The sequence below is a fragment of the Flavobacterium stagni genome (genome assembly GCF_004122105.1).
In the GTDB taxonomy this organism is placed as follows: Bacteria; Bacteroidota; Bacteroidia; order Flavobacteriales; family Flavobacteriaceae; genus Flavobacterium; species Flavobacterium stagni.
Genome location: NZ_SBKN01000006.1, coordinates 112,359 through 131,185, shown reverse-complemented (window position 1 = coordinate 131,185; position 18,827 = coordinate 112,359). Strand labels below are relative to the sequence as shown.

Annotated in this window: 14 protein-coding genes; 12 read left to right on the top strand and 2 right to left on the bottom strand. The window is 38.5% G+C overall.

The window, feature by feature from the left end; translation table 11 throughout:
* Positions 1-24: 24 nt before the first annotated feature.
* From eno to ctlX, 9 genes are all read left to right on the top strand, one after another.
* A complete protein-coding gene (gene eno / locus EQG61_RS10530) occupies positions 25-1,317 on the top strand; it encodes a phosphopyruvate hydratase (RefSeq protein ID WP_129461884.1) in 1,293 nt (430 codons plus the stop codon).
* A 146-nt stretch (positions 1,318-1,463) separates the two neighbouring features.
* Positions 1,464-3,416, top strand: a complete 1,953-nt coding sequence (locus tag EQG61_RS10525; protein ID WP_129461883.1) for a tetratricopeptide repeat protein — start codon at positions 1,464-1,466, stop codon at positions 3,414-3,416.
* A 1-nt stretch (position 3,417) separates the two neighbouring features.
* Entirely contained in the window at positions 3,418-4,185 is a 768-nt protein-coding gene (locus tag EQG61_RS10520) for a LytR/AlgR family response regulator transcription factor (RefSeq protein WP_129461882.1), read from the top strand.
* A gap of 10 nt (positions 4,186-4,195) precedes the next feature.
* Entirely contained in the window at positions 4,196-6,592 is a 2,397-nt protein-coding gene (locus EQG61_RS10515) for a DUF7619 domain-containing protein (RefSeq protein ID WP_129461881.1), read from the top strand.
* Positions 6,593-6,788: 196 nt separating this feature from the next.
* Positions 6,789-8,072 (top strand): citrate synthase, encoded by a 1,284-nt coding sequence (locus tag EQG61_RS10510; protein WP_129461880.1) that lies wholly within the window; start codon positions 6,789-6,791, stop codon positions 8,070-8,072.
* Positions 8,073-8,331: 259 nt separating this feature from the next.
* Positions 8,332-10,569, top strand: coding sequence for a SlyX family protein (locus tag EQG61_RS10505; protein ID WP_129461879.1), 2,238 nt, complete (start codon positions 8,332-8,334; stop codon positions 10,567-10,569).
* 1 nt (position 10,570) lies between these two features.
* On the top strand, positions 10,571-12,550 hold the full coding sequence (locus tag EQG61_RS10500) for a 3-coathanger stack domain-containing protein (protein WP_129461878.1): 1,980 nt from the start codon (positions 10,571-10,573) through the stop codon (positions 12,548-12,550).
* Between the two features lie 78 nt (positions 12,551-12,628).
* A complete protein-coding gene (locus tag EQG61_RS10495; protein ID WP_129461877.1) occupies positions 12,629-13,543 on the top strand; it encodes a dimethylarginine dimethylaminohydrolase family protein in 915 nt (304 codons plus the stop codon).
* Between the two features lie 206 nt (positions 13,544-13,749).
* Positions 13,750-14,685 carry a citrulline utilization hydrolase CtlX gene (ctlX, locus tag EQG61_RS10490; protein ID WP_129461876.1) on the top strand — a complete coding sequence of 312 codons (936 nt, stop codon included), beginning with the start codon at positions 13,750-13,752 and terminating at the stop codon, positions 14,683-14,685.
* 55 nt (positions 14,686-14,740) lie between these two features.
* Here the strand turns inward: ctlX and EQG61_RS10485 are convergent, their stop codons facing one another.
* Positions 14,741-15,367, bottom strand: a complete 627-nt coding sequence (locus EQG61_RS10485; RefSeq protein ID WP_129461875.1) for a MarC family NAAT transporter — start codon at positions 15,365-15,367, stop codon at positions 14,741-14,743.
* A 63-nt stretch (positions 15,368-15,430) separates the two neighbouring features.
* Between EQG61_RS10485 and EQG61_RS10480 the strand changes: the two genes are divergently transcribed.
* Positions 15,431-15,787 carry a CoA-binding protein gene (locus EQG61_RS10480; RefSeq protein ID WP_129461874.1) on the top strand — a complete coding sequence of 119 codons (357 nt, stop codon included), beginning with the start codon at positions 15,431-15,433 and terminating at the stop codon, positions 15,785-15,787.
* Here EQG61_RS10480 and EQG61_RS10475 read toward each other — a convergent pair.
* Entirely contained in the window at positions 15,784-17,286 is a 1,503-nt protein-coding gene (locus EQG61_RS10475; protein ID WP_129461873.1) for a sodium:solute symporter, read from the bottom strand. The genes EQG61_RS10480 and EQG61_RS10475 overlap by 4 nt on opposite strands.
* A 69-nt stretch (positions 17,287-17,355) precedes the next feature.
* Here EQG61_RS10475 and recR point away from each other — a divergent pair, with 69 nt between their 5' ends.
* Both recR and EQG61_RS10465 read left to right on the top strand, forming a co-directional pair.
* Entirely contained in the window at positions 17,356-17,976 is a 621-nt protein-coding gene (gene recR / locus EQG61_RS10470) for a recombination mediator RecR (protein WP_129461872.1), read from the top strand.
* A gap of 67 nt (positions 17,977-18,043) precedes the next feature.
* Complete coding sequence (locus EQG61_RS10465) at positions 18,044-18,823, top strand: polysaccharide biosynthesis/export family protein (RefSeq protein WP_129461871.1); 780 nt, start codon at positions 18,044-18,046, stop codon at positions 18,821-18,823.
* Positions 18,824-18,827: the final 4 nt, after the last annotated feature.

Sequence of the window (18,827 nt, the reverse complement as noted above, 5' to 3'; positions counted from 1 at the left end):
GAATAACTATTAAATTCATACAAAATGAGTATTATTATTAAAGTACATGCGCGTCAAATCTTGGATTCCCGTGGAAATCCAACTGTTGAAGTTGATGTTATCACAGAAAATGGAGTGTTAGGACGTGCTGCAGTTCCAAGTGGCGCTTCAACTGGCGAACATGAAGCTGTTGAATTGCGTGATGGCGGCAAAAGTTATATGGGTAAAGGGGTATTAAATGCGGTTGAAAACGTAAATACTAAAATTGCTCCAGAAATTATAGGAACTTCCGTGTTTGAACAAAATGCTATCGATAAAGCGATGATTGAATTGGACGGTACAGCCAATAAGTCCAATTTAGGTGCTAACGCTATTTTAGGTGTTTCTTTAGCGGTAGCAAAAGCGGCCGCCAATGAATTAGGATTGCCTTTATATCGCTATGTAGGAGGAGTTTCAGCCAATACGTTGCCGGTTCCGATGATGAATATTATCAACGGAGGTTCACATTCTGATGCGCCTATTGCTTTTCAAGAATTCATGATTATGCCTGTAAAAGCAAAATCTTTTACCCACGCTATGCAAATGGGAACTGAGATTTTCCATAACCTAAAGAAAGTATTACACGATAGAAATTTATCCACTGCTGTGGGTGATGAAGGAGGTTTTGCTCCCAATCTTGCCGGAGGAACAGAAGATGCTTTGGATTCTATCAAATTAGCTGTTGAAAAAGCAGGTTATACTTTTGGAGAAGATGTAAAAGTAGCTTTGGATTGCGCGGCATCAGAATTTTATGTAGACGGTAAATACGATTATACCAAGTTTGAAGGGGCTCAAGGTAAAGTGCGTACCTCTGCAGAGCAAGCGGATTATTTGGCAGAATTGGCCACAAAATATCCAATCGTTTCCATCGAGGATGGTATGTACGAAGACGATTGGGAAGGTTGGAAATTGTTAACCGATAAAATTGGCGATCGTGTTCAATTAGTGGGTGACGATTTGTTTGTAACGAATGTGAGTCGTTTGTCTACAGGTATCGAAAAAGGAATCGCTAATTCAATCTTGGTTAAAGTAAACCAAATTGGAACCTTGACAGAAACCATTGCTGCCGTTTCTATGGCACACAATGCGGGTTATACTTCCGTAATGTCGCACCGTTCTGGAGAAACAGAAGATACGACCATCGCTGATTTGGCTGTTGCATTAAATTGTGGTCAAATAAAAACCGGTTCGGCTTCTCGCTCTGACCGTATGGCTAAATACAATCAGTTACTTCGTATTGAAGAGGAACTAGCTGATACAGCTTATTTCCCAGCTGAAAAAGCATTCAAACAAAAATAATTTAGCTCATAAATTATAGCAAAAACCCTGCTTTTCAACAAGTAGGGTTTTTTTATGCGTCAAATTCTCGGTTTTCGACCGCAAATGCTCATTAACTCGCGGCTGATTAAAGGATTTATTTATCTTTGATTCTCCAGATTTTTTTCATGATGCGAACCTACTTATGGATACTCTTGTTTTTTGGACTCGGAAGTGCATGTGCACAAAACCGAGCAGCAGATAGTATTCAGAAAATTTTGAAGTCCGAACATAATGAAGTGAATCGGGTTCATCTTTTAAACGCCTTAAGCGATGCCTTTAAGCCTAGCATGCCTGAAAAGATGCGGCAATTTGGCCAACAAGCGTTAGAATTGTCTCAAAAGATTGATGATAAAAAAGGACAAGGTGACGCCTATATTAACCTGGGGAATTCTTTTGTTTTACAATCCGATTACCGAAAAGCTTTGACATTATTTCAAAAAGCAAAAGAAATTTTCGAAACTGAAAATCAGTCCGATCCCGAGGTGAAAATTGGTTTAGCCAAATCTTTAGGGAGTTTGGGAATTATTTTTTCAGAACAAAGTAATTACACCAAGGCCCTCGAATTCTATCTGAAATCGGTAACGATTTATGAAGCTATTGGCGATCAAGATCGTTGTGCTAAGCTTTTCAATAATATTGGCGTTTTATACCAATCCCAAAAATCCTATTACAAGGCCTTGTCTTATTTTGCCAAGACAGAGAAAATTTTAAAGAAAAAGCAAGATCCCATACTCGGTGTCACATATACCAATATTGGAAATTCTTACATGGGGTTAGGACAGCTTGAAAAAGCACAAGGCTATTATACCAAAGCTAATGCGATTTTAGAGAAAAATGAAGATAAGCGAGGATTGGGCGAACTCTACAATAACCTTGGTTTACTCCATCAAAAGTTGCATAACGATACCGCCGCTTTACAAGCTTGGCGAAATGCGGAACAAGAGTTTACGACATTTGGTGAAACATTTGGTTTGTCCGATACCTATTATTATTTGGCGGAATATTGGAAAACAAAAGGGAATACCGCGAATTCTCGTTCCTTTGCTCAAAAAACCTTGACGCTTGCGAAAACCAATCAAGTGTTGGAACAACAAATGTTGGTAGAGAAGTTGCTGAGCGAATTGGCCGAAAAAGAGGGCAATGTAAACGAATCGTATCGGCATTATAAAGCTTATACCCAACTCAAAGACAGTATTCAAAATGAAGCGTCCATTCGAAGAGGAGTAGAAGCCGAGTTGAATTTTGAATTTGATAAACGCAATTTGTTGCAAAAAGAAGCCTTGTTGAAAAAGGACTTATTAATTCAAGAATCAGCGAAAAGAAATCGCTTGCAATTAATATATTCGGTGTTGATTGCCGTGTTGTTGTTCGGTCTTGGATTCCTGTGGTACAATCGTTTACAGATTAAAAAAACGCTCACTTTGCAAAAAGAACTCGCAGAATATGAACAAAAGGCCTTACATTTACAGATGAATCCGCATTTTGTATTCAATTGTTTGGGTTCGATTTCAAGTTTTATTGTAAATAATGGAAAAGAATCGGCCGTTAAATACTTGGCTAAGTTTTCTAAATTAATGCGTCTCACACTTGAGTTCTCGAAGGAATCCCTGATTTCAATTGACAAAGAAATCGATGCATTACAAAATTATTTGGAATTAGAACAATTGCGTTTTAATGCAGTTTTTACGTTCACAATAGAAAAATCTGAGGAGATTGAAGACAATATGGGATTGCCTCCTTTATTGATTCAACCCTTTGTAGAAAATGCGATTTTACATGGAATTGTCCCCAAAAAACATTCGGGTGTAATTTCCATTCAATTTGATGTCGTCGATGACCAATTAAAATGTTATGTGACGGATAATGGAATAGGGATTACTGCCTCACAAAAAATTAAGGAAAAATCGGTTTCTGTACATAAATCCATGGCCATCGAAATTATTCGAATGCGTTTGGAAAAAATTGCCTCAACTACGGGGAAATCCGCTGGAATAGCTATTAATGAATTAACACAAAACGGAGAAGTTTTAGGAACTGAGGTTGTTCTTTCTATTCCGTTACAATTTTTAGAGCAATAAGATGAGAATATCCGCACTTTTAATCGACGACGACCCAATTCTACGCAGTGGAATGAAAGGGCTTTTATCCATGGTTGCTCCTGAAGTTGAAATTGTGGCCGAAGCCGAAGATGTGCAATCCGGAATTGCCGCAATTGAAAAGTGGAAACCGCAGCTTATCTTTTTGGATATTCAATTGAATGACGGTACTGGCTTTGATGTGCTCGAACATTTTACCCAAAGTACTACCCGATTGGAAAGTCAGGTTGTGTTCATTACCGCTCACGAACAATATGCCGTGAAAGCTTTCCGTTTTAGTGCGTTGGATTATTTACTAAAACCTGTTGATCCGGATGATTTACGTTCGGTAATAGAAAAAGTAAAAAAATCACAAGACGATGCTACAGGTATTTCCCATGTAGAATTGTTGTTGGAAAATATTAAACGACAAACCAACAGCTTCAAACGAATTGCGTTGACTAATTCTGACGGAATCCATTTGTTTGAAATTGCCGATATTATTCGTTGTGAAAGTGAAGATAATTATACAACCTTTTACATTCGAAATAACAAACCTGTTTTAGTGTCTCGTACATTAAAAGAATTTGAAGAATTACTCCGTGATCATGGTTTTGTGCGTATTCACCAGTCGCACTTGATCAACCTGACATTTTTGAAAAGTTATGTCAAAAAAAACGGAGGCTATGTGATTATGGCGGATCAAACGCATTTGCCCATTTCACAACGCAATAAAGAAAGGTTACAAGAATTGATAACAAAAACATTATAAATCCAGGCGTATGAAGCAACTTTTACTTTTCTGGGTTCTATGGGGGGGACTTACGGCTACGGCACAAAATGTGGTGATTCCGGATGCTATTTTTAAAAATAAATTGACCAGTACATTGTGTGCTGACTTTAATAATGACGGGATTTATGACGGTGATGCAGATACTAATGATGACGGAGAAATCCAAGTCGTAGAAGCACAAGCTGTTCTACGTTTAAAAATCAACAATACATCCTTTCCCAATGCGACTTCGATTGCCGATTTAACCGGGATTGAAGCTTTTGATAATTTGAGAGAAATGCAGGTGGGTTATAATGCTTTGTCTAGTTTTAACTTTTCACTTCCCAATCTTGAGCTGTTAAAAGTTAATCAAAATTCAATTGCTAGTTTAAATTTATCAGGAGTACCACTATTAAAAGATTTGGATTGTTCTAATAATCAAATGACTGCATTAGACTTGCAACCGGTAGGTTTGTTAGAATCACTAAAAGCCGACTTCAATCCGTTGCAAAATGTGAATTTGGAGTTTGTTTCCAATTTATCGACATTATCGCTACAAAGTTGTCAGTTGACGGGGTTGGATTTAAATCAAGTGCCTGATTTGATTTATTTGAAAATATCCGATAATGCTTTTGTTCCCAATTTAAATCCTTTAGTGAATTTAAAAACACTTTTAGCCAAAGGAATGGGGTTGACCACTATTAATTTGTCAACCAATAGCAACTTATTGTTGGTAGATTTAAGTGAAAATGACTTTCAACAATTGGTGTTGCCTGCATTGCCTATATTAAACACATTGACATTGAACAATTGTAATGTGTTGCAAAGTGTTAATGTCGATGATTTGCCAGCGCTCAGTTATCTGGAAATTAGTAATGCACCGCAATTACAATTTATCAATGCTAAAAATGGTAGAACATTCTATCAAATGCTCTCATTACAAAGTCTTTCGTCACTGCAATATGTTTGTACCGACCAAGCGACCATTGCTGAATTCCAGCAAGCCGTTAGCATAGGAGGGAGCAATGCGCAAGTAAATGATTATTGTACGATTCAACCGGGAGGGAATTACAATACTATCACAGGAGTATTCCGTTACGATGGCGATCAAAATGGTTGCGATAGTGCTGACAGTTTGGCTTCGTTGGTGAAAATTAATTTTCAAAATACAAACGAAAATGGCACAACATTTAGCGCTGTTGGTAATGGATATACTTTTTATCCCACAGGAACAAATGCTCCAATTCAATTACTCCCACAATTAGAAAATCCTTCCTATTTTTCGATTAATCCGAATGTGGCCACTTTGAGTTTTTCACAGCCCAATGGACAAGTGAGTACTCAAGATTTTTGCATTAGTGCCAATGGAAATTTTCCTGATGGTGAAATTACAATTGCCCCTGAATTACGATTGCGCCCCGGTTATACTTCTACGATGCGGTTATTAATTCGCAATAAAGGGAATCAAATACTTAACGGACTTTTTTACTTAAATTATGAATGGGGTAAAGTAACCCTATTATCATCAACAGTTCCGCCTACTAATCAAACCCAAGGGCAATGGGTTTGGGTTTACACCGATTTACAACCCTTTGAGTCCCGATTAGTGGAGTTAGAAGTGTACGTCAATTCTCCAAATCAAGTTCCTGCAGTCAATGTGGGGGATTCATTACAATTTGAAGTGGGGATGACACCCAGTGCAGATGCACAACCACAGGATAATGCCTTAGTTTTTACAGAAACTGCGGTAGCAACTTACGAGCCCAATAATATTATTTGTTTGGAAGGGAATCAATTGCCATTAAGTGCAGTCGGTTCTTATTTACATTACATGGTTAATTTTGAAAATACAGGTTCACAATCGGCACAACAGGTAGTCGTTCGATTAAATATTAATCCTGCCGAGTATGCTGTAGATTCTGTTCAGCTTTTAGAAACATCCGCCACGAGTTATACCCGTCAAAAAGATAATATTGTGGAAATATTTTTTCCCAACTTACAAGTCGATACGGGCGGTCATGGCAATGTATTGATGAAAGTGCGCTCCAAGGACAATCTGAATAATGGGGATTTTGTAAATGGAAGAGCCGATATCTTTTTCGATTATAGTAATCCAGTAGATACTGGAATATCACAAACGGTTTATCAAGATTTAAAGGTGGAAAATCCATTAGAATCGGTAACTTGTACTGTAAGTCCGAATCCAATTATAAATAGTTTAACTATTGTTGCCACTCAATTGATTGATAAAGTAGAAGTTTTTGATGTGCAAGGGCGATTAATTCAGATTCATTTTGATTCTTTGCCAACAGTTCAATTAGATTTCTCAACGTATAAAGTAGGAACGTACTTCTTAAAAATATATACAGCTGAAGGCATGGTTGTGAAAAAAGTAGTTAAAGAATAAAAAGTAGGTTGCTAAACACCTTGATTCAATATTGACTTTCGAGGTGTTTAGACAAACTTTAATTTTTAACTATAGCAATCTTGCAAAATTTATTGTTTTTTTAACGAAATCGTTAGAATCTTTCTTTTTTAATTCGATGTTAATTCTCTAAATTTGTTAAATTATTATTTATCAGATTTAATTTCCTATTTATATCATGTCAAAAACTGCAATATTAGAGTTGGATGGCCAAAAATATGAGTTCCCCGTAATTGTTGGGAGTGAAAATGAAACAGCCATCGACATTGAAAAGTTACGTGCCTTAACAGGTGCAATTACTATTGATCCTGGATACAAAAATTCAGGTTCCTGCGAAAGTAAAATTACCTTTTTGGATGGTGAAGAAGGAATTCTTCGTTACCGTGGGTATTCCATTGAAGAACTAGCTGAGAAAGCGAGCTTCTTGGAAGTTTCTTATTTGTTGATTTTTGGAGAATTGCCAACACAGGCTCAGTTAAATCAGTTCGAAGAAGATATTCGCAAGTATACTTTGGTGAATGAAGAGATGAAAAATATCATCGATGGTTTTCCAAAAACAGCACACCCAATGGGAGTACTTGCTTCATTGACCAGTGCATTAACAGCATTTAATCCAAAATCGGTGGACCCACACAATGAAAAAGAAATGTACATCGCAGTGTGTAAAACAATGGCGAAATTCATTGTAATTGCTACATGGACCTATCGTAAATCAATGGGTTATCCTTTAAATTATTACGATAATACAAAAGGATATGTAGAAAACTTCATGCGATTGATGTTTGAATTGCCAACTGGACCCTATGTTACGGATCCTGTAATCGTTGATGCTTTGGATAAATTGTTTATCCTTCATGCCGATCACGAGCAAAACTGTTCAACTTCTACTGTGCGAATTGTAGGTTCTTCTCATGCCGGTTTATTTGCTTCTGTTTCTGCCGGAGTTTCGGCATTATGGGGACCTCTACATGGTGGAGCTAACCAGGCAGTTTTAGAAATGCTTGAAGAAATAAACAATAATGGTGGTGATGTAGCCAAATATGTTTTAAAAGCAAAAGACAAAGATGATCCATTCCGTTTGATGGGATTCGGTCACCGTGTGTATAAAAACTTTGATCCACGTGCAAAAATCATCAAAAAAGCGGCTGATGAAGTGTTGACAAAATTGGGGGTAAATGACCCTTTATTGTCTATCGCAAAACAGTTAGAGCAAGTTGCCTTGGAAGATGACTACTTTAAATCACGTAATCTATATCCAAACGTTGATTTTTACTCAGGGATTATATACCGTGCATTAGGAATTCCAACGGAAATGTTTACTGTAATGTTTGCCATAGGTCGTTTACCTGGCTGGATTGCCCAATGGAAAGAAATGCGTGTGAATAAAGAACCAATTGGACGTCCTCGTCAAGTCTATACGGGGTATCCTTTACGTTCCTTTGTTGATATCAATAAAAGATAAAAAATAGATAATTTATTACACAAAACTCCCTTCGGGGAGTTTTTTTTGTATACGTTCTTATTTGTAAGAAAAATAATATAAAAAATAAAAAAGAATGTAATACATCGATTTTAACACGTATTTAATCGTGCGCGGTAGGGTTTTTTTGTGTTACTTTGTTATACTCAAAACACACACATTATAAGTCAAACTCAATTAATAAATTAAGATGTAAAAAATTACAAAAACTTAACCCGTCCCCAAATCTAAACTATCGCCTATGAAAACGAAAAAAACTACTTTAGTATGGTTGTGCCTGACCTTAGGTGCTCCTTTTATGTTTTTCGCACAAACAACAACGACTACACAAACTTTCAACAACACATTTTATGGACAAAATTCTGGGATTAACAACTCTGGGAATTTTAGTTGTGGATTTGGTGTAAACACCTTAATGAATAATGGGGGTAATAGTAATACTGGTTTCGGTATTCAAGCTTTAATGAGTCCGAAAGGCGGTTTTAATGCTGCCTTTGGTGCAAGTTCAATGAAATTTAACGATACCGGTTCGCTTAATTCAGCCTTTGGAACCCGTACTCTAGAAAACAATTTAACAGGTAGTTTTAATGTAGCTATTGGACATAGAACCATGGGAGATTTGTCTGAGCCTGGGAATATGAACACAGCTTTAGGATATTCAGCATTAAAAATCAATGCTGGTGACGGAAATATCGCATTGGGATATTTTTCACCCAGACATTTAGTTTCAGGACATCATAACATATTCATTGGAACAGAAACTGCTGTTAACCTTGAAAGAGGTAGCGGAAATGTCTTTTTAGGAAAAGTGATTGTAAATCCTTTTGCTACCTCACAGGTTCAAATAGGAAACGATGCGGATAAAACAATCATTCTAGCGGATGGTTATGGAGCACAACGCATGACGATTTCAAATACAGGTAATGTGGGTATTGGATTAGGGAATAATGTGTTATCCTCCAACCGACTTGAAGTAAATGGCGGAGTAGTAATCGGTAAAAGTTTTGTTTCAAATGCTAGTCCGATGGCAGGATTAACAGCCCCTGCAAATGGTCTACTCGTTGAAGGAAGAGTAGGAATTGGTACTTCAACTCCTGGAAATAAAGTAGAAATTACCCAAGGTACAAATGGGTTTTCAGGGTTGCGTTTTACTAATCTAACGAATGCTTTTGTTCCAGCTGCTACAAGTGTTAGTCGTAAATTTCTAACTGTAAACGCATCAGGAGATGTAGTTTTAGAGAATGTAGGAACAACAAATTCCTTATTGTCCGATCAAAATACATTGACCAGTACCGTAAACGGGGTGTCATCCAATGCACCTATTGTGAATTCAGTAGCCACTATTTTTGCAGAAAATAATCAATTAACTACTATAGTTAACGGAGTGGCAAGTACACCCGTTACGATTCCAATCCCTTCTGATTCTGATGCGCAATCCTTAGCATTAACAGGGAATGTTTTGTCCATTTCAAATGGAAACTCAGTAACATTACCAGCTGATGGAGACTCCAATCCGACCAATGAATTACAAAACTTAACCCAAAACGGAAATGTTGTTACACTTTCCAATGGAGGTGGTTCTTTTACTTTGCCAACCGATACGGATACCGATGCACAAACCTTGGCTTTAGCAGGTAATGTTTTGTCTATTTCAAATGGAAACTCAGTTACTTTGCCAGCCGATGGAGATTCTAATCCAAATAATGAACTACAAACCTTAACCCAAAACGGAAATGTTGTTACACTTTCCAATGGAGGTGGTTCTTTTACTTTGCCAACCGATACGGATACCGATGCACAAACTCTTTCTTTAACTGGAAATGTATTGGCAATATCTAATGGTAATACTGTGACTTTGCCGCAAACGGTAATTCAAGGCGGACCCAATATCTCTGTTTCAGGGAATGGTTCAGCAGCCACTCCATATTTAATTTCATCAACGGATACAAGCTTGTATTCTGCTAATGGAAGCATCAACCAAGCAACAACTACAGGTACAAATCGTGTAGTGAATATGAACAGTAGAAATATTTGGTTCAATACATCGACTAGTACAGTTAATGGGAAAATTTATATCGGAAATACTACTTTATATCCTACAACAACTGGAAATTACAGATTATATGTTGAAGGAGGTATTTTGACTGAAAAAGTAAAAGTGGCATTACGTAGCTCAAACAACTGGGCAGATTATGTTTTCGCTAAAGATTATAAATTAATGCCATTAAAAGAAGTTGCTTCTTTTATTGAAAAAAACAAACATTTACCTGGTGTTGCTTCTGCAGATCAATTAGCTGCTGAAGGTTTGGACCTAGCTGCTATGCAAGCAAAACACATGGAAAAAATTGAAGAGTTAACTCTTTATATTATTGATCAAGATAAAAAAATTGAAACACAACAGGCTACTTTAAACCAACAACAAAAAGAAATTGAGACCTTAAAAGCTCAAGTGGAATTGCTAATCCAAAAAATGAAGTAAGATGAAAAAGGTACTGTATCTCCTCGGGATAGGTGCCCTGCTGCTGAAATCTTCATACGGACGGGCACAAGTTCAAGAATACTTGGACGATGAAAATAAAAGAATACAAATGGCTACTAGCATTGAACGTGAGGTAGAACAATTTGTAGAAGCCAATTTTACCAAATATCGGTTATCAAAAATCACTTCGGAGCAAACCATTCAAGAGCTCAGAACGCACGAGGATTTTACCGATGCAGAAATCGAAAAAGCATTAATTGCTGCCAAACGCAACGAATTACGCAAGTTGTTTTTTACCAAATTTCCTGAAAAAACTGCGTATTTCCGCGCAGGAAGTATTCCAGTAAGCGCGCAACAAACCTGCGTAAATGGGGATTTTGAAGACGGTACTGCGGGGTATACTTTTTGGGCGGATTTACATCCGCAGCCGCAATCGGGTACCGCTTTTTTCCAATCCTGTGCTACACCTACAGCTTTAACCACAACCAATGTGTTGACGCCAACGGTAAATAATTTTAATTCACGTGCGACATTGATTGATAGTAATGCTGCCAATTACCAACAATTTGATCCGGTATTGGCGGGATTAGGAGTCAATGTGCCTACACTAAATAATAACGGTGGAACACGTTGTATAAAAATCAACAACACTGGCGGTATGGGTTCGTCCGATTTATCGACGGTTTCTCGTTATTTTCCGGTAATCAATGAAGCCACATTGGATTTCAATTTTTCATTGATTATGGATAATAAACCGGATCATGAACAAGAAATTCAACCCTATTTTCGGGCACGAGTGAAAGATGTTAATGGAAACATTGTGGATGAATTTTGTATCATCGCCAATCCCGATAACTGTTTGTTCAACCGCATTAATGTGAGTTCCAATCGTCGCGTTTTGTATACGGGATGGGTGTGTGCGCGATTGAATGTGGGGGAACTTTTAGGACAACCCGGTATTTTAGAATTGTCAGTGAGTGACTGCCAGCCTTCGGCACACTTTGGTACGGTTTATATCGATAATGTATGTGGTATTATTTGTGGGGCGCCAACCTTAGGTGCTTTAAACATTAATCCGATACAATTGAATTGTCCAACAAGCACTCCATCTGATCCTATTCAAGTTTGTGGAACGTACAGTCCACCGATGAACGCTACGTTAAGTACTTTGGTATTGCAAGTAATGCAAGGAAACACCGTAGTAGGAACGGTTAATGCGCCTACCACACAATCAGGAGGAAATTTCTGTTTTACCTTGCCACCCAATATTTTTGGAACCAATCCACAAGGCGATTTTGAGTTTCATATTGAAGCGACATTTAGCGTGAATTGTCCCGCCGGCACGTTTTATTATACGATCACTGATGAATCGGCAGCTGTCGGACCCGATGTGACTTTTCAAAACTGTTGTTTGCCCACACTGACTTTGGTTTCTCCTGCAGATGATACTAGCAATAACGGACCTTTAGCCAATAAACATAAAGAGCGTTCGGATTGGATTCGGGCATCTAATGTAATTTCTCAAGGGAATAATGGTGTTGGAAATGGTGTGGTGTACCATGCCGGTAACTTTGTGGAATTGTTGCCTGGTTTTGAAGCCATGACCGGTTCGCATTTTGCAGCGTATCCGGAAGGGTGTAGTGGTAATTATTTGTATAAAACATCACCTTATGAAACCAAACCAGAAGAAGAAACTACAGCATTAGATTTAATTCCAGAAGAAATCAATTTAGTGCGCATCGGCAACGGATTCACCTTGGTGCCTAATCCTGCCCACAATGAGGTTGAGATTGCAGTAGATGAAGGGGAATTTAATGGATTTACAATTACAACTATAGACGGAAAAATTGTGATGCAACAAAATATGACGGAAACAACCCGCCATAAAGTTGATGTGAGCGCTTATGTCAATGGCGTTTACATTATCTCGATAAGCCTTGCCAACGGCGATGTGATTTCCGAGAAGTTAATAAAAAATTAAACGTATTCGTTACTTACTAACAAAGCTTCGCCGTTCGGCGGAGCTTTTTTATATTTGTCCAAAGCCAACAACAAATTTATGCTACAATTAAATATTAAAAATGAAACGTCACGCTTGAGGGCCGTGGTGTTGGGAACCGCAAAAAGTAACGGACCAACACCGACTGCCGAAGAAGCTTATGATCCCAAATCGTTGGAACATATTTTAGCCGGAACCTATCCTGTAGAGGCTGATATGGTCAATGAAATGGAAGCGTTTCATGCCGTATTTCAAAAGTATGGCGTTCAAGTATACCGTCCTGAAATCATAGAAAATTACAACCAAATTTTTTCCCGTGACATCGGTTTTGTGATTGAAGATACCTTTATCAAAGCCAATATTTTACCCGATCGGGAGCGTGAATTGGATGCGATTCAATACGTAATCGATCAAATGGATCCCAATAAAGTAAAACGTCCACCCGAAGAAGTGCATATTGAAGGTGGCGATGTGATGCCTTGGAACGATTATATTTTTATCGGAACGTACAAAGGCTCTGATTATAAAGATTATATCACGGCTCGTACTAACTTACAAGGTGTTGAGTATATTCAAAGTCTGTTTCCTAATAAAAAGGTGAGAGCCTTTGATTTGGTAAAATCCAAATTAGAAGCCCGCGACAATGCCTTGCATTTGGATTGTTGTTTTCAACCGGTGGGGAAAGACAAAGGTATCATTTACAAAAGTGGGTTTCGTGAAGAAGCCGATTATGTCTTTTTGTTGAAAATGTTTGGGAAAGAAAATTTATTCCACATCACACGCGATGAAATGTATCATATGAATTCGAATGTGTTTTCTATTGCGGAAGATGTAGTGGTATCCGAACGCAATTTCACCCGATTGAATACCTGGTTGCGCAGCAAAGGATTTACTGTTGAGGAAATTCCTTATGCAGAAATCGCGAAGCAAGAAGGCTTGTTGCGTTGCTCAACCCTGCCTTTAATTAGGGATTAAGTTGCGGTGCACTTTTGCGTGAGGGATAGAAGCAAGGTGCCGTGCACCGCGGATAGCCCGGCCCGAAGGGCACGCCCGAGAGAAATTTTAAATTTTAAATTACAATATTTTAAATTCCTCCCAAAGTTTCGGGGCTAAATTCTAAAATCTAAAATCTAAACTCTAAAATCTAAATTTAAATCCGGGGAAGCCCTAAAATATACACTATGAATCAAACGACTAACTCCATTGTAATGATTCGTCCTGTTGCGTTTCGAATGAACGAACAGACGGCGGTGAACAATTATTACCAAAAAGTTTTGGACGGCTTATCGCCCGAAACGGTGAATGCAAAAGCGCAGGAAGAATTTGATGCTTTTGTGCAAAAATTGCGGATGGCTGGGGTTGATGTAATTGTGGTTGAGGATACCCTAGAGCCCAATACGCCCGATAGTATTTTTCCGAACAATTGGATTTCTTTTCATGAAACGGGGGATGTGGTTTTGTATCCGATGTTTGCGGAAAACCGTCGTGCCGAGCGCCGTGAAGATATTTTGGATATCTTGGAAGAAAAAGGATTTGTGGTGAACGACATCATGGATTATACTTCAGCGGAAGAAGACAATATTTTTCTGGAAGGAACCGGAAGTTTGTTGCTCGATCGCCAAAACGGCAAAGCCTATTGTGCGTTGTCTCCGCGTGCTGATGAAGAATTAATGATTGAATTCTGTGAAGATTTCGAATACACTCCTGTGATTTTTGAGGCATTTCAAACGGTGGGTGGTGAACGAAAACTCATTTACCACACCAATGTGATGATGTGTATTGGCGATACATTTGCCGTAATTTGTGCAGATTGTATTGATGATAAAAAAGAACGTAAAATGGTCTTGGACTCGTTGCGCAGTGATGAGAAAGACATCATTTTAATTACCGAAGAACAAGTAAATAATTTTGCTGGAAACATGCTTGAAGTGAAAGGGGCAGATGGTAAACGCTATTTGGTAATGAGTTCATCGGCCTATCAAGCCTTGACCAAAAAGCAGATTGCACAGATTGAACAGCATGTTACTATCCTACATTCGAGTTTGGATACCATTGAAGCTTGTGGTGGTGGAAGTGCTCGCTGTATGATGGCAGAAGTGTTTTTGCCAAAGAATTAATGGATAAAATCAACAATAAAAAATCCCAATTTCTAATGAAGTTGGGATTTTTTATTTAAAATAAATCACCAATGATTGCCTTTAAAGCATTGATGATGTATTGAATACCGATGGCAATGGTTAAAAAACCGACAATGCGTGAAATTGCCACAATTCCGGAAGCCCCTAAATATTTAGCCAGATAGTGCGCACTGCGTAAAATAATAAAAATCAAAAGTGCGACCGCCAAGATGGCTAGGCACGAAGAGATGATATCATTGGTGCTATGGTGTTCTTGGTAGTAGGCAATGAGTAATGAAATCGAACCGGGTCCAGCCAACATCGGCATGGCCAAGGGTGTGAGTGCAATGCTGTCGCGTTGTTGCGCTTCTTCTTCGGCTTTTTTGTCCAATCCTTTGTTGCGACTAAATTTACCATTGAGTAAACCAAATCCCGAACTTGCAATGATAATACCGCCTGCAATGCGTAAAGCCGGAATCGTAATACCAAAGAAAGTAAGCACATATTGCCCCACAAAAAAGGAGATGATTAAAATCAAAAAGACATTGATGGCGGTCCACATGGATACTGTAGAACGCTCGCCCTTGGTATAATCTTGGGTCAAAGCCACAAAAATAGGAACGGTCCCGATGGGGTTAAGTACCGAAAATAAGGCCGCTAGTAAGAAAATGAATTCGCTCATGGGACAAAGGTAAGGGAACGATCTTTTAGTTGTATTTTTGTATGAAAAAATTAACCGTTACTTATGAAAACCTTAATTCTAGGCGCGTCCTCCAATCCCGATCGCTACAGCTACCAAGCGTTACTGCGTTTGCAAAAACACCAGCATGAAGTAGTTGCCCTTGGGCGTAAAGAAGAAGTTGTTCATGAAGTTTCCATTCAAACAGGTTTGCCCGAGTTGAAGGATGTTGATACAGTAACCTTATACCTAAATCCGATACATCAACAAGCCTATTACGACTACATTATTGGGTTGCAGCCACGGCGAGTTATTTTCAATCCGGGAACAGAAAATCCGGCGTTTTATGCTCAGTTAATCCAACATCAAATTCAGGTTGAGGTAGCCTGTACCTTAGTGCTTTTGGCTACGAACCAATATTAAAATCGGGTTTCGGTAACCGCAGGTTTGCTGATCATCAATAAACCTAGGAAGGTCAATAAACCATTGACGAGGATAAGTTCGTTGTCGAATTGATAGTCGCCAAACCAATCTTTCGAGTACGTGGTCATTATCCAGCACAATAATGGCGCAATGATACAAACCACTGGAACCCACTGGTCGCGAACGGTTTTTGTCTTCATAAACAAGCCAAATCCGTACAAGCCTAAAAGTGGGCCGTAGGTATAACTGGCTACTTTAAAGATCATTTTCACTACCGAATCATCATTAAGTGCATTAAACAGTAAGATCACAAGGAACAATAAAAAAGAAAATCCTAAATGTACTTTGTGGCGCAATTTCACCATTTCTTCAGGTGTTCTTTTGTTGTTTTCTGCTTTGTCCATTTGCAAGAAATCCACACAATATGACGTGGTTAGAGCTGTCAGGGCACTGTCGGTAGTGGCAAAAGTCGCTGCGGTGAGTCCGAGTAAAAAGGTAACCGCAGGAATAATTTCAAGATGATGAAACGCGATTTCAGGGAATAACAAATCGGTTCGTGCCACATCGTTTACTTTTGGTACTTCGATGCCATTTTGATCCGCGTACAAATACAATAAAGCGCCCACACTCAAGAAAAATAAATTGATGATGACGAATATTCCGGTGAAGGTGAACATGTTTTTTTGGGCTTCTTTAATGTTAGCACAACTTAAGTTTTTTTGCATCAAATCTTGATCCAAGCCTACCATGGCAATGGTTACAAAGATGCCGCCCACAATTTGCTTCCAAACAAAATTGCCTTTAAGGTAATCTTCGAAGAAAAAGATTTTCGAATAACTGCTGTTTTTTACGGCTTCAAAAGCTTGGGTCGGACTGAAATTCAGGCTACTGCAAATGAAGTAAATGGTAAGAAAAACAGAGGTGACAAGGAAAAAAGTTTGTAACGTGTCGGTGATGATTATCGTTTTCAATCCGCCACGGTAAGTGTAAGCGAAAATGAGTCCGAGCGAAATCAAAACCGTCGCTGCAAACGGCACTTTAAATGCTTCGAAAACATACCGTTGCAGCACCAAAACCACCAAATAAAGTCGGAACGCCGACCCAATTGTACGACTAATCAAAAAGATGGAAGCGGCCGTTTTGTAGCTGATGGTTCCTAAACGTTGCTCGATATAACTGTAAATTGAGGTCAGGTTCATGCGGTAGTACAACGGAAGAAGTACGGTAGCAATGATTAAAAATCCGATCGCATTTCCAAGTACAAATTGAAAGTAGGAAAACTGTGTTTCCGGATTTCCAACGGCACCGGGAACGGAGATAAAGGTCACGCCTGAAAGTGCGGTTCCAATCATTCCAAAGGCAACGAGGTACCATTTGGAGTTTTTATTGGCTTTGAAAAAGGTGTCGTTGTCAGTACCTTTTTTGCTCACCACATTGGAGATAAAGATGAGAATTCCAAAGTAAACGAGAATGATGGAAAGAATCAGGATCGGACTCATAATAGAATTTTTTAGTGTCGAAATGTACAAAAATAATGATGCGTTTTTCAAATTATGTACTTTTGTGAAATGGAATTTTCGTCAAAATTATTGGAAAAAGCAGTGAATGAAATGGCGCAATTGCCGGGAATTGGGAAGCGAACCGCTTTACGATTGGTATTGCATTTATTGAAACAGCCTGCAGAGCATACTCATTTTTTGGCTGGGGCATTGACTCAAATGCGCGACGAAATTAAATTCTGTCAAAGTTGCCATAATATTGCTGATGTTGCCGTATGTGAAATTTGCAGTAATCCGGCGCGGAATCATCAAATTATTTGTGTGGTCGAAGATGTGCGCGATGTAATGGCGATTGAAAACACCAATCAGTTCAAAGGCATTTATCATGTGTTGGGCGGAAAAATTTCACCCATTGATGGGGTAGGACCGAGCCAGTTGAATATTACTTCATTAGTACAAAAAGTGCAAGCGGGAGCGGTGGAAGAGTTGATCTTTGCCTTGAGTTCGACCATGGAAGGCGATACCACCAATTTTTACATCTACAAACAAATCAAAGATTTTAGTGTCAAAACCTCCACCATTGCACGCGGAATTGCAGTGGGCGATGAGTTGGAATACGCCGATGAGGTCACCCTTGGGCGTAGTATTTTACACCGAATTCCCTTCGAAAATTCCCTTAAAAATAATTAGATAAAACTAGGGCTTCACTTTTGATTTTACGTTTGAAAAACTATCTTTGTTGGCTAAAACAAATTTGATGAAAACCAAACTGCTGACGTTTTCCGTCTTCTTGTTATTGATGTTGACTTCCTGTGTATCAACGCAAGATTTAACGTATCTACAAAATAAATCCCCAAAAATTGAAAATCAAGTTATAGAAGCGGCCAAGCCCTATCGTCTTCAGGTGAATGATGTCGTTACTGTGAATATAAAAACGGTTGATGAAAAATTGGTAGAAATATTCAATTCCAACAAATCGACGGTTTCCCCAACAGTTGAAAATGTGTATTTCAATGGCTATACCGTAGATGATCATGGAAACATTCGCTTGCCCGTTTTGGGTGAAATCAATGTGCTAGGAAATACGGTAGAAGAAGCACGAATCAAAGTAGAAACTAAATTATTGAGCGATTATTTCAAAAAAGAAGCTCAATTGTTTGTTAGTGTAAAATTAGCCGGTTTTCGTTATGCAGCTAATGGCGAAGTGAACAGCCCGGGCTCTAAAGTTTTATACCAAGATCGCGTTAATATTTTAGAAGCGTTGGCCAATGTCGGGGATGTTACAATTACGGGAGATCGCAAAGATGTCAAGGTTTTGCGTCAATTTCCGGGTGGTATTAAAACGTACAGTATTGATTTAACGGATGCGAATGCCATTTACTCCCCCGTATTTTTCTTGCAACCCAATGACTTAATTTATGTGAAGCCATTGAAACAAAAATCATGGGGAACTGGCGGGACAGGAAAAGAATCTTTGGCTACCATTATCACTGCCTTGTCTTTGGTTACGACCATTTTTTTAATTCTAAAAAACTAAGCTA

Bases quoted from the DNA above. Each gene is read 5' to 3' on its own strand.
- EQG61_RS10465 (WP_129461871.1), top strand. From the start codon at position 18,044: ATGAAAACCAAACTGCTGACGTTTTCCGTCTTCTTGTTATTGATGTTG.
- EQG61_RS10495 (WP_129461877.1), top strand. From the start codon at position 12,629: ATGCTACAATTAAATATTAAAAATGAAACGTCACGCTTGAGGGCCGTG.
- EQG61_RS10480 (WP_129461874.1), top strand. From the start codon at position 15,431: ATGAAAACCTTAATTCTAGGCGCGTCCTCCAATCCCGATCGCTACAGC.
- EQG61_RS10510 (WP_129461880.1), top strand. From the start codon at position 6,789: ATGTCAAAAACTGCAATATTAGAGTTGGATGGCCAAAAATATGAGTTC.
- EQG61_RS10505 (WP_129461879.1), top strand. From the start codon at position 8,332: ATGAAAACGAAAAAAACTACTTTAGTATGGTTGTGCCTGACCTTAGGT.
- ctlX (WP_129461876.1), top strand. From the start codon at position 13,750: ATGAATCAAACGACTAACTCCATTGTAATGATTCGTCCTGTTGCGTTT.
- EQG61_RS10515 (WP_129461881.1), top strand. From the start codon at position 4,196: ATGAAGCAACTTTTACTTTTCTGGGTTCTATGGGGGGGACTTACGGCT.
- EQG61_RS10525 (WP_129461883.1), top strand. From the start codon at position 1,464: ATGATGCGAACCTACTTATGGATACTCTTGTTTTTTGGACTCGGAAGT.
- EQG61_RS10485 (WP_129461875.1), bottom strand. From the start codon at position 15,367: ATGAGCGAATTCATTTTCTTACTAGCGGCCTTATTTTCGGTACTTAAC.
- EQG61_RS10520 (WP_129461882.1), top strand. From the start codon at position 3,418: ATGAGAATATCCGCACTTTTAATCGACGACGACCCAATTCTACGCAGT.
- EQG61_RS10475 (WP_129461873.1), bottom strand. From the start codon at position 17,286: ATGAGTCCGATCCTGATTCTTTCCATCATTCTCGTTTACTTTGGAATT.
- eno (WP_129461884.1), top strand. From the start codon at position 25: ATGAGTATTATTATTAAAGTACATGCGCGTCAAATCTTGGATTCCCGT.
- recR (WP_129461872.1), top strand. From the start codon at position 17,356: ATGGAATTTTCGTCAAAATTATTGGAAAAAGCAGTGAATGAAATGGCG.
- EQG61_RS10500 (WP_129461878.1), top strand. From the start codon at position 10,571: ATGAAAAAGGTACTGTATCTCCTCGGGATAGGTGCCCTGCTGCTGAAA.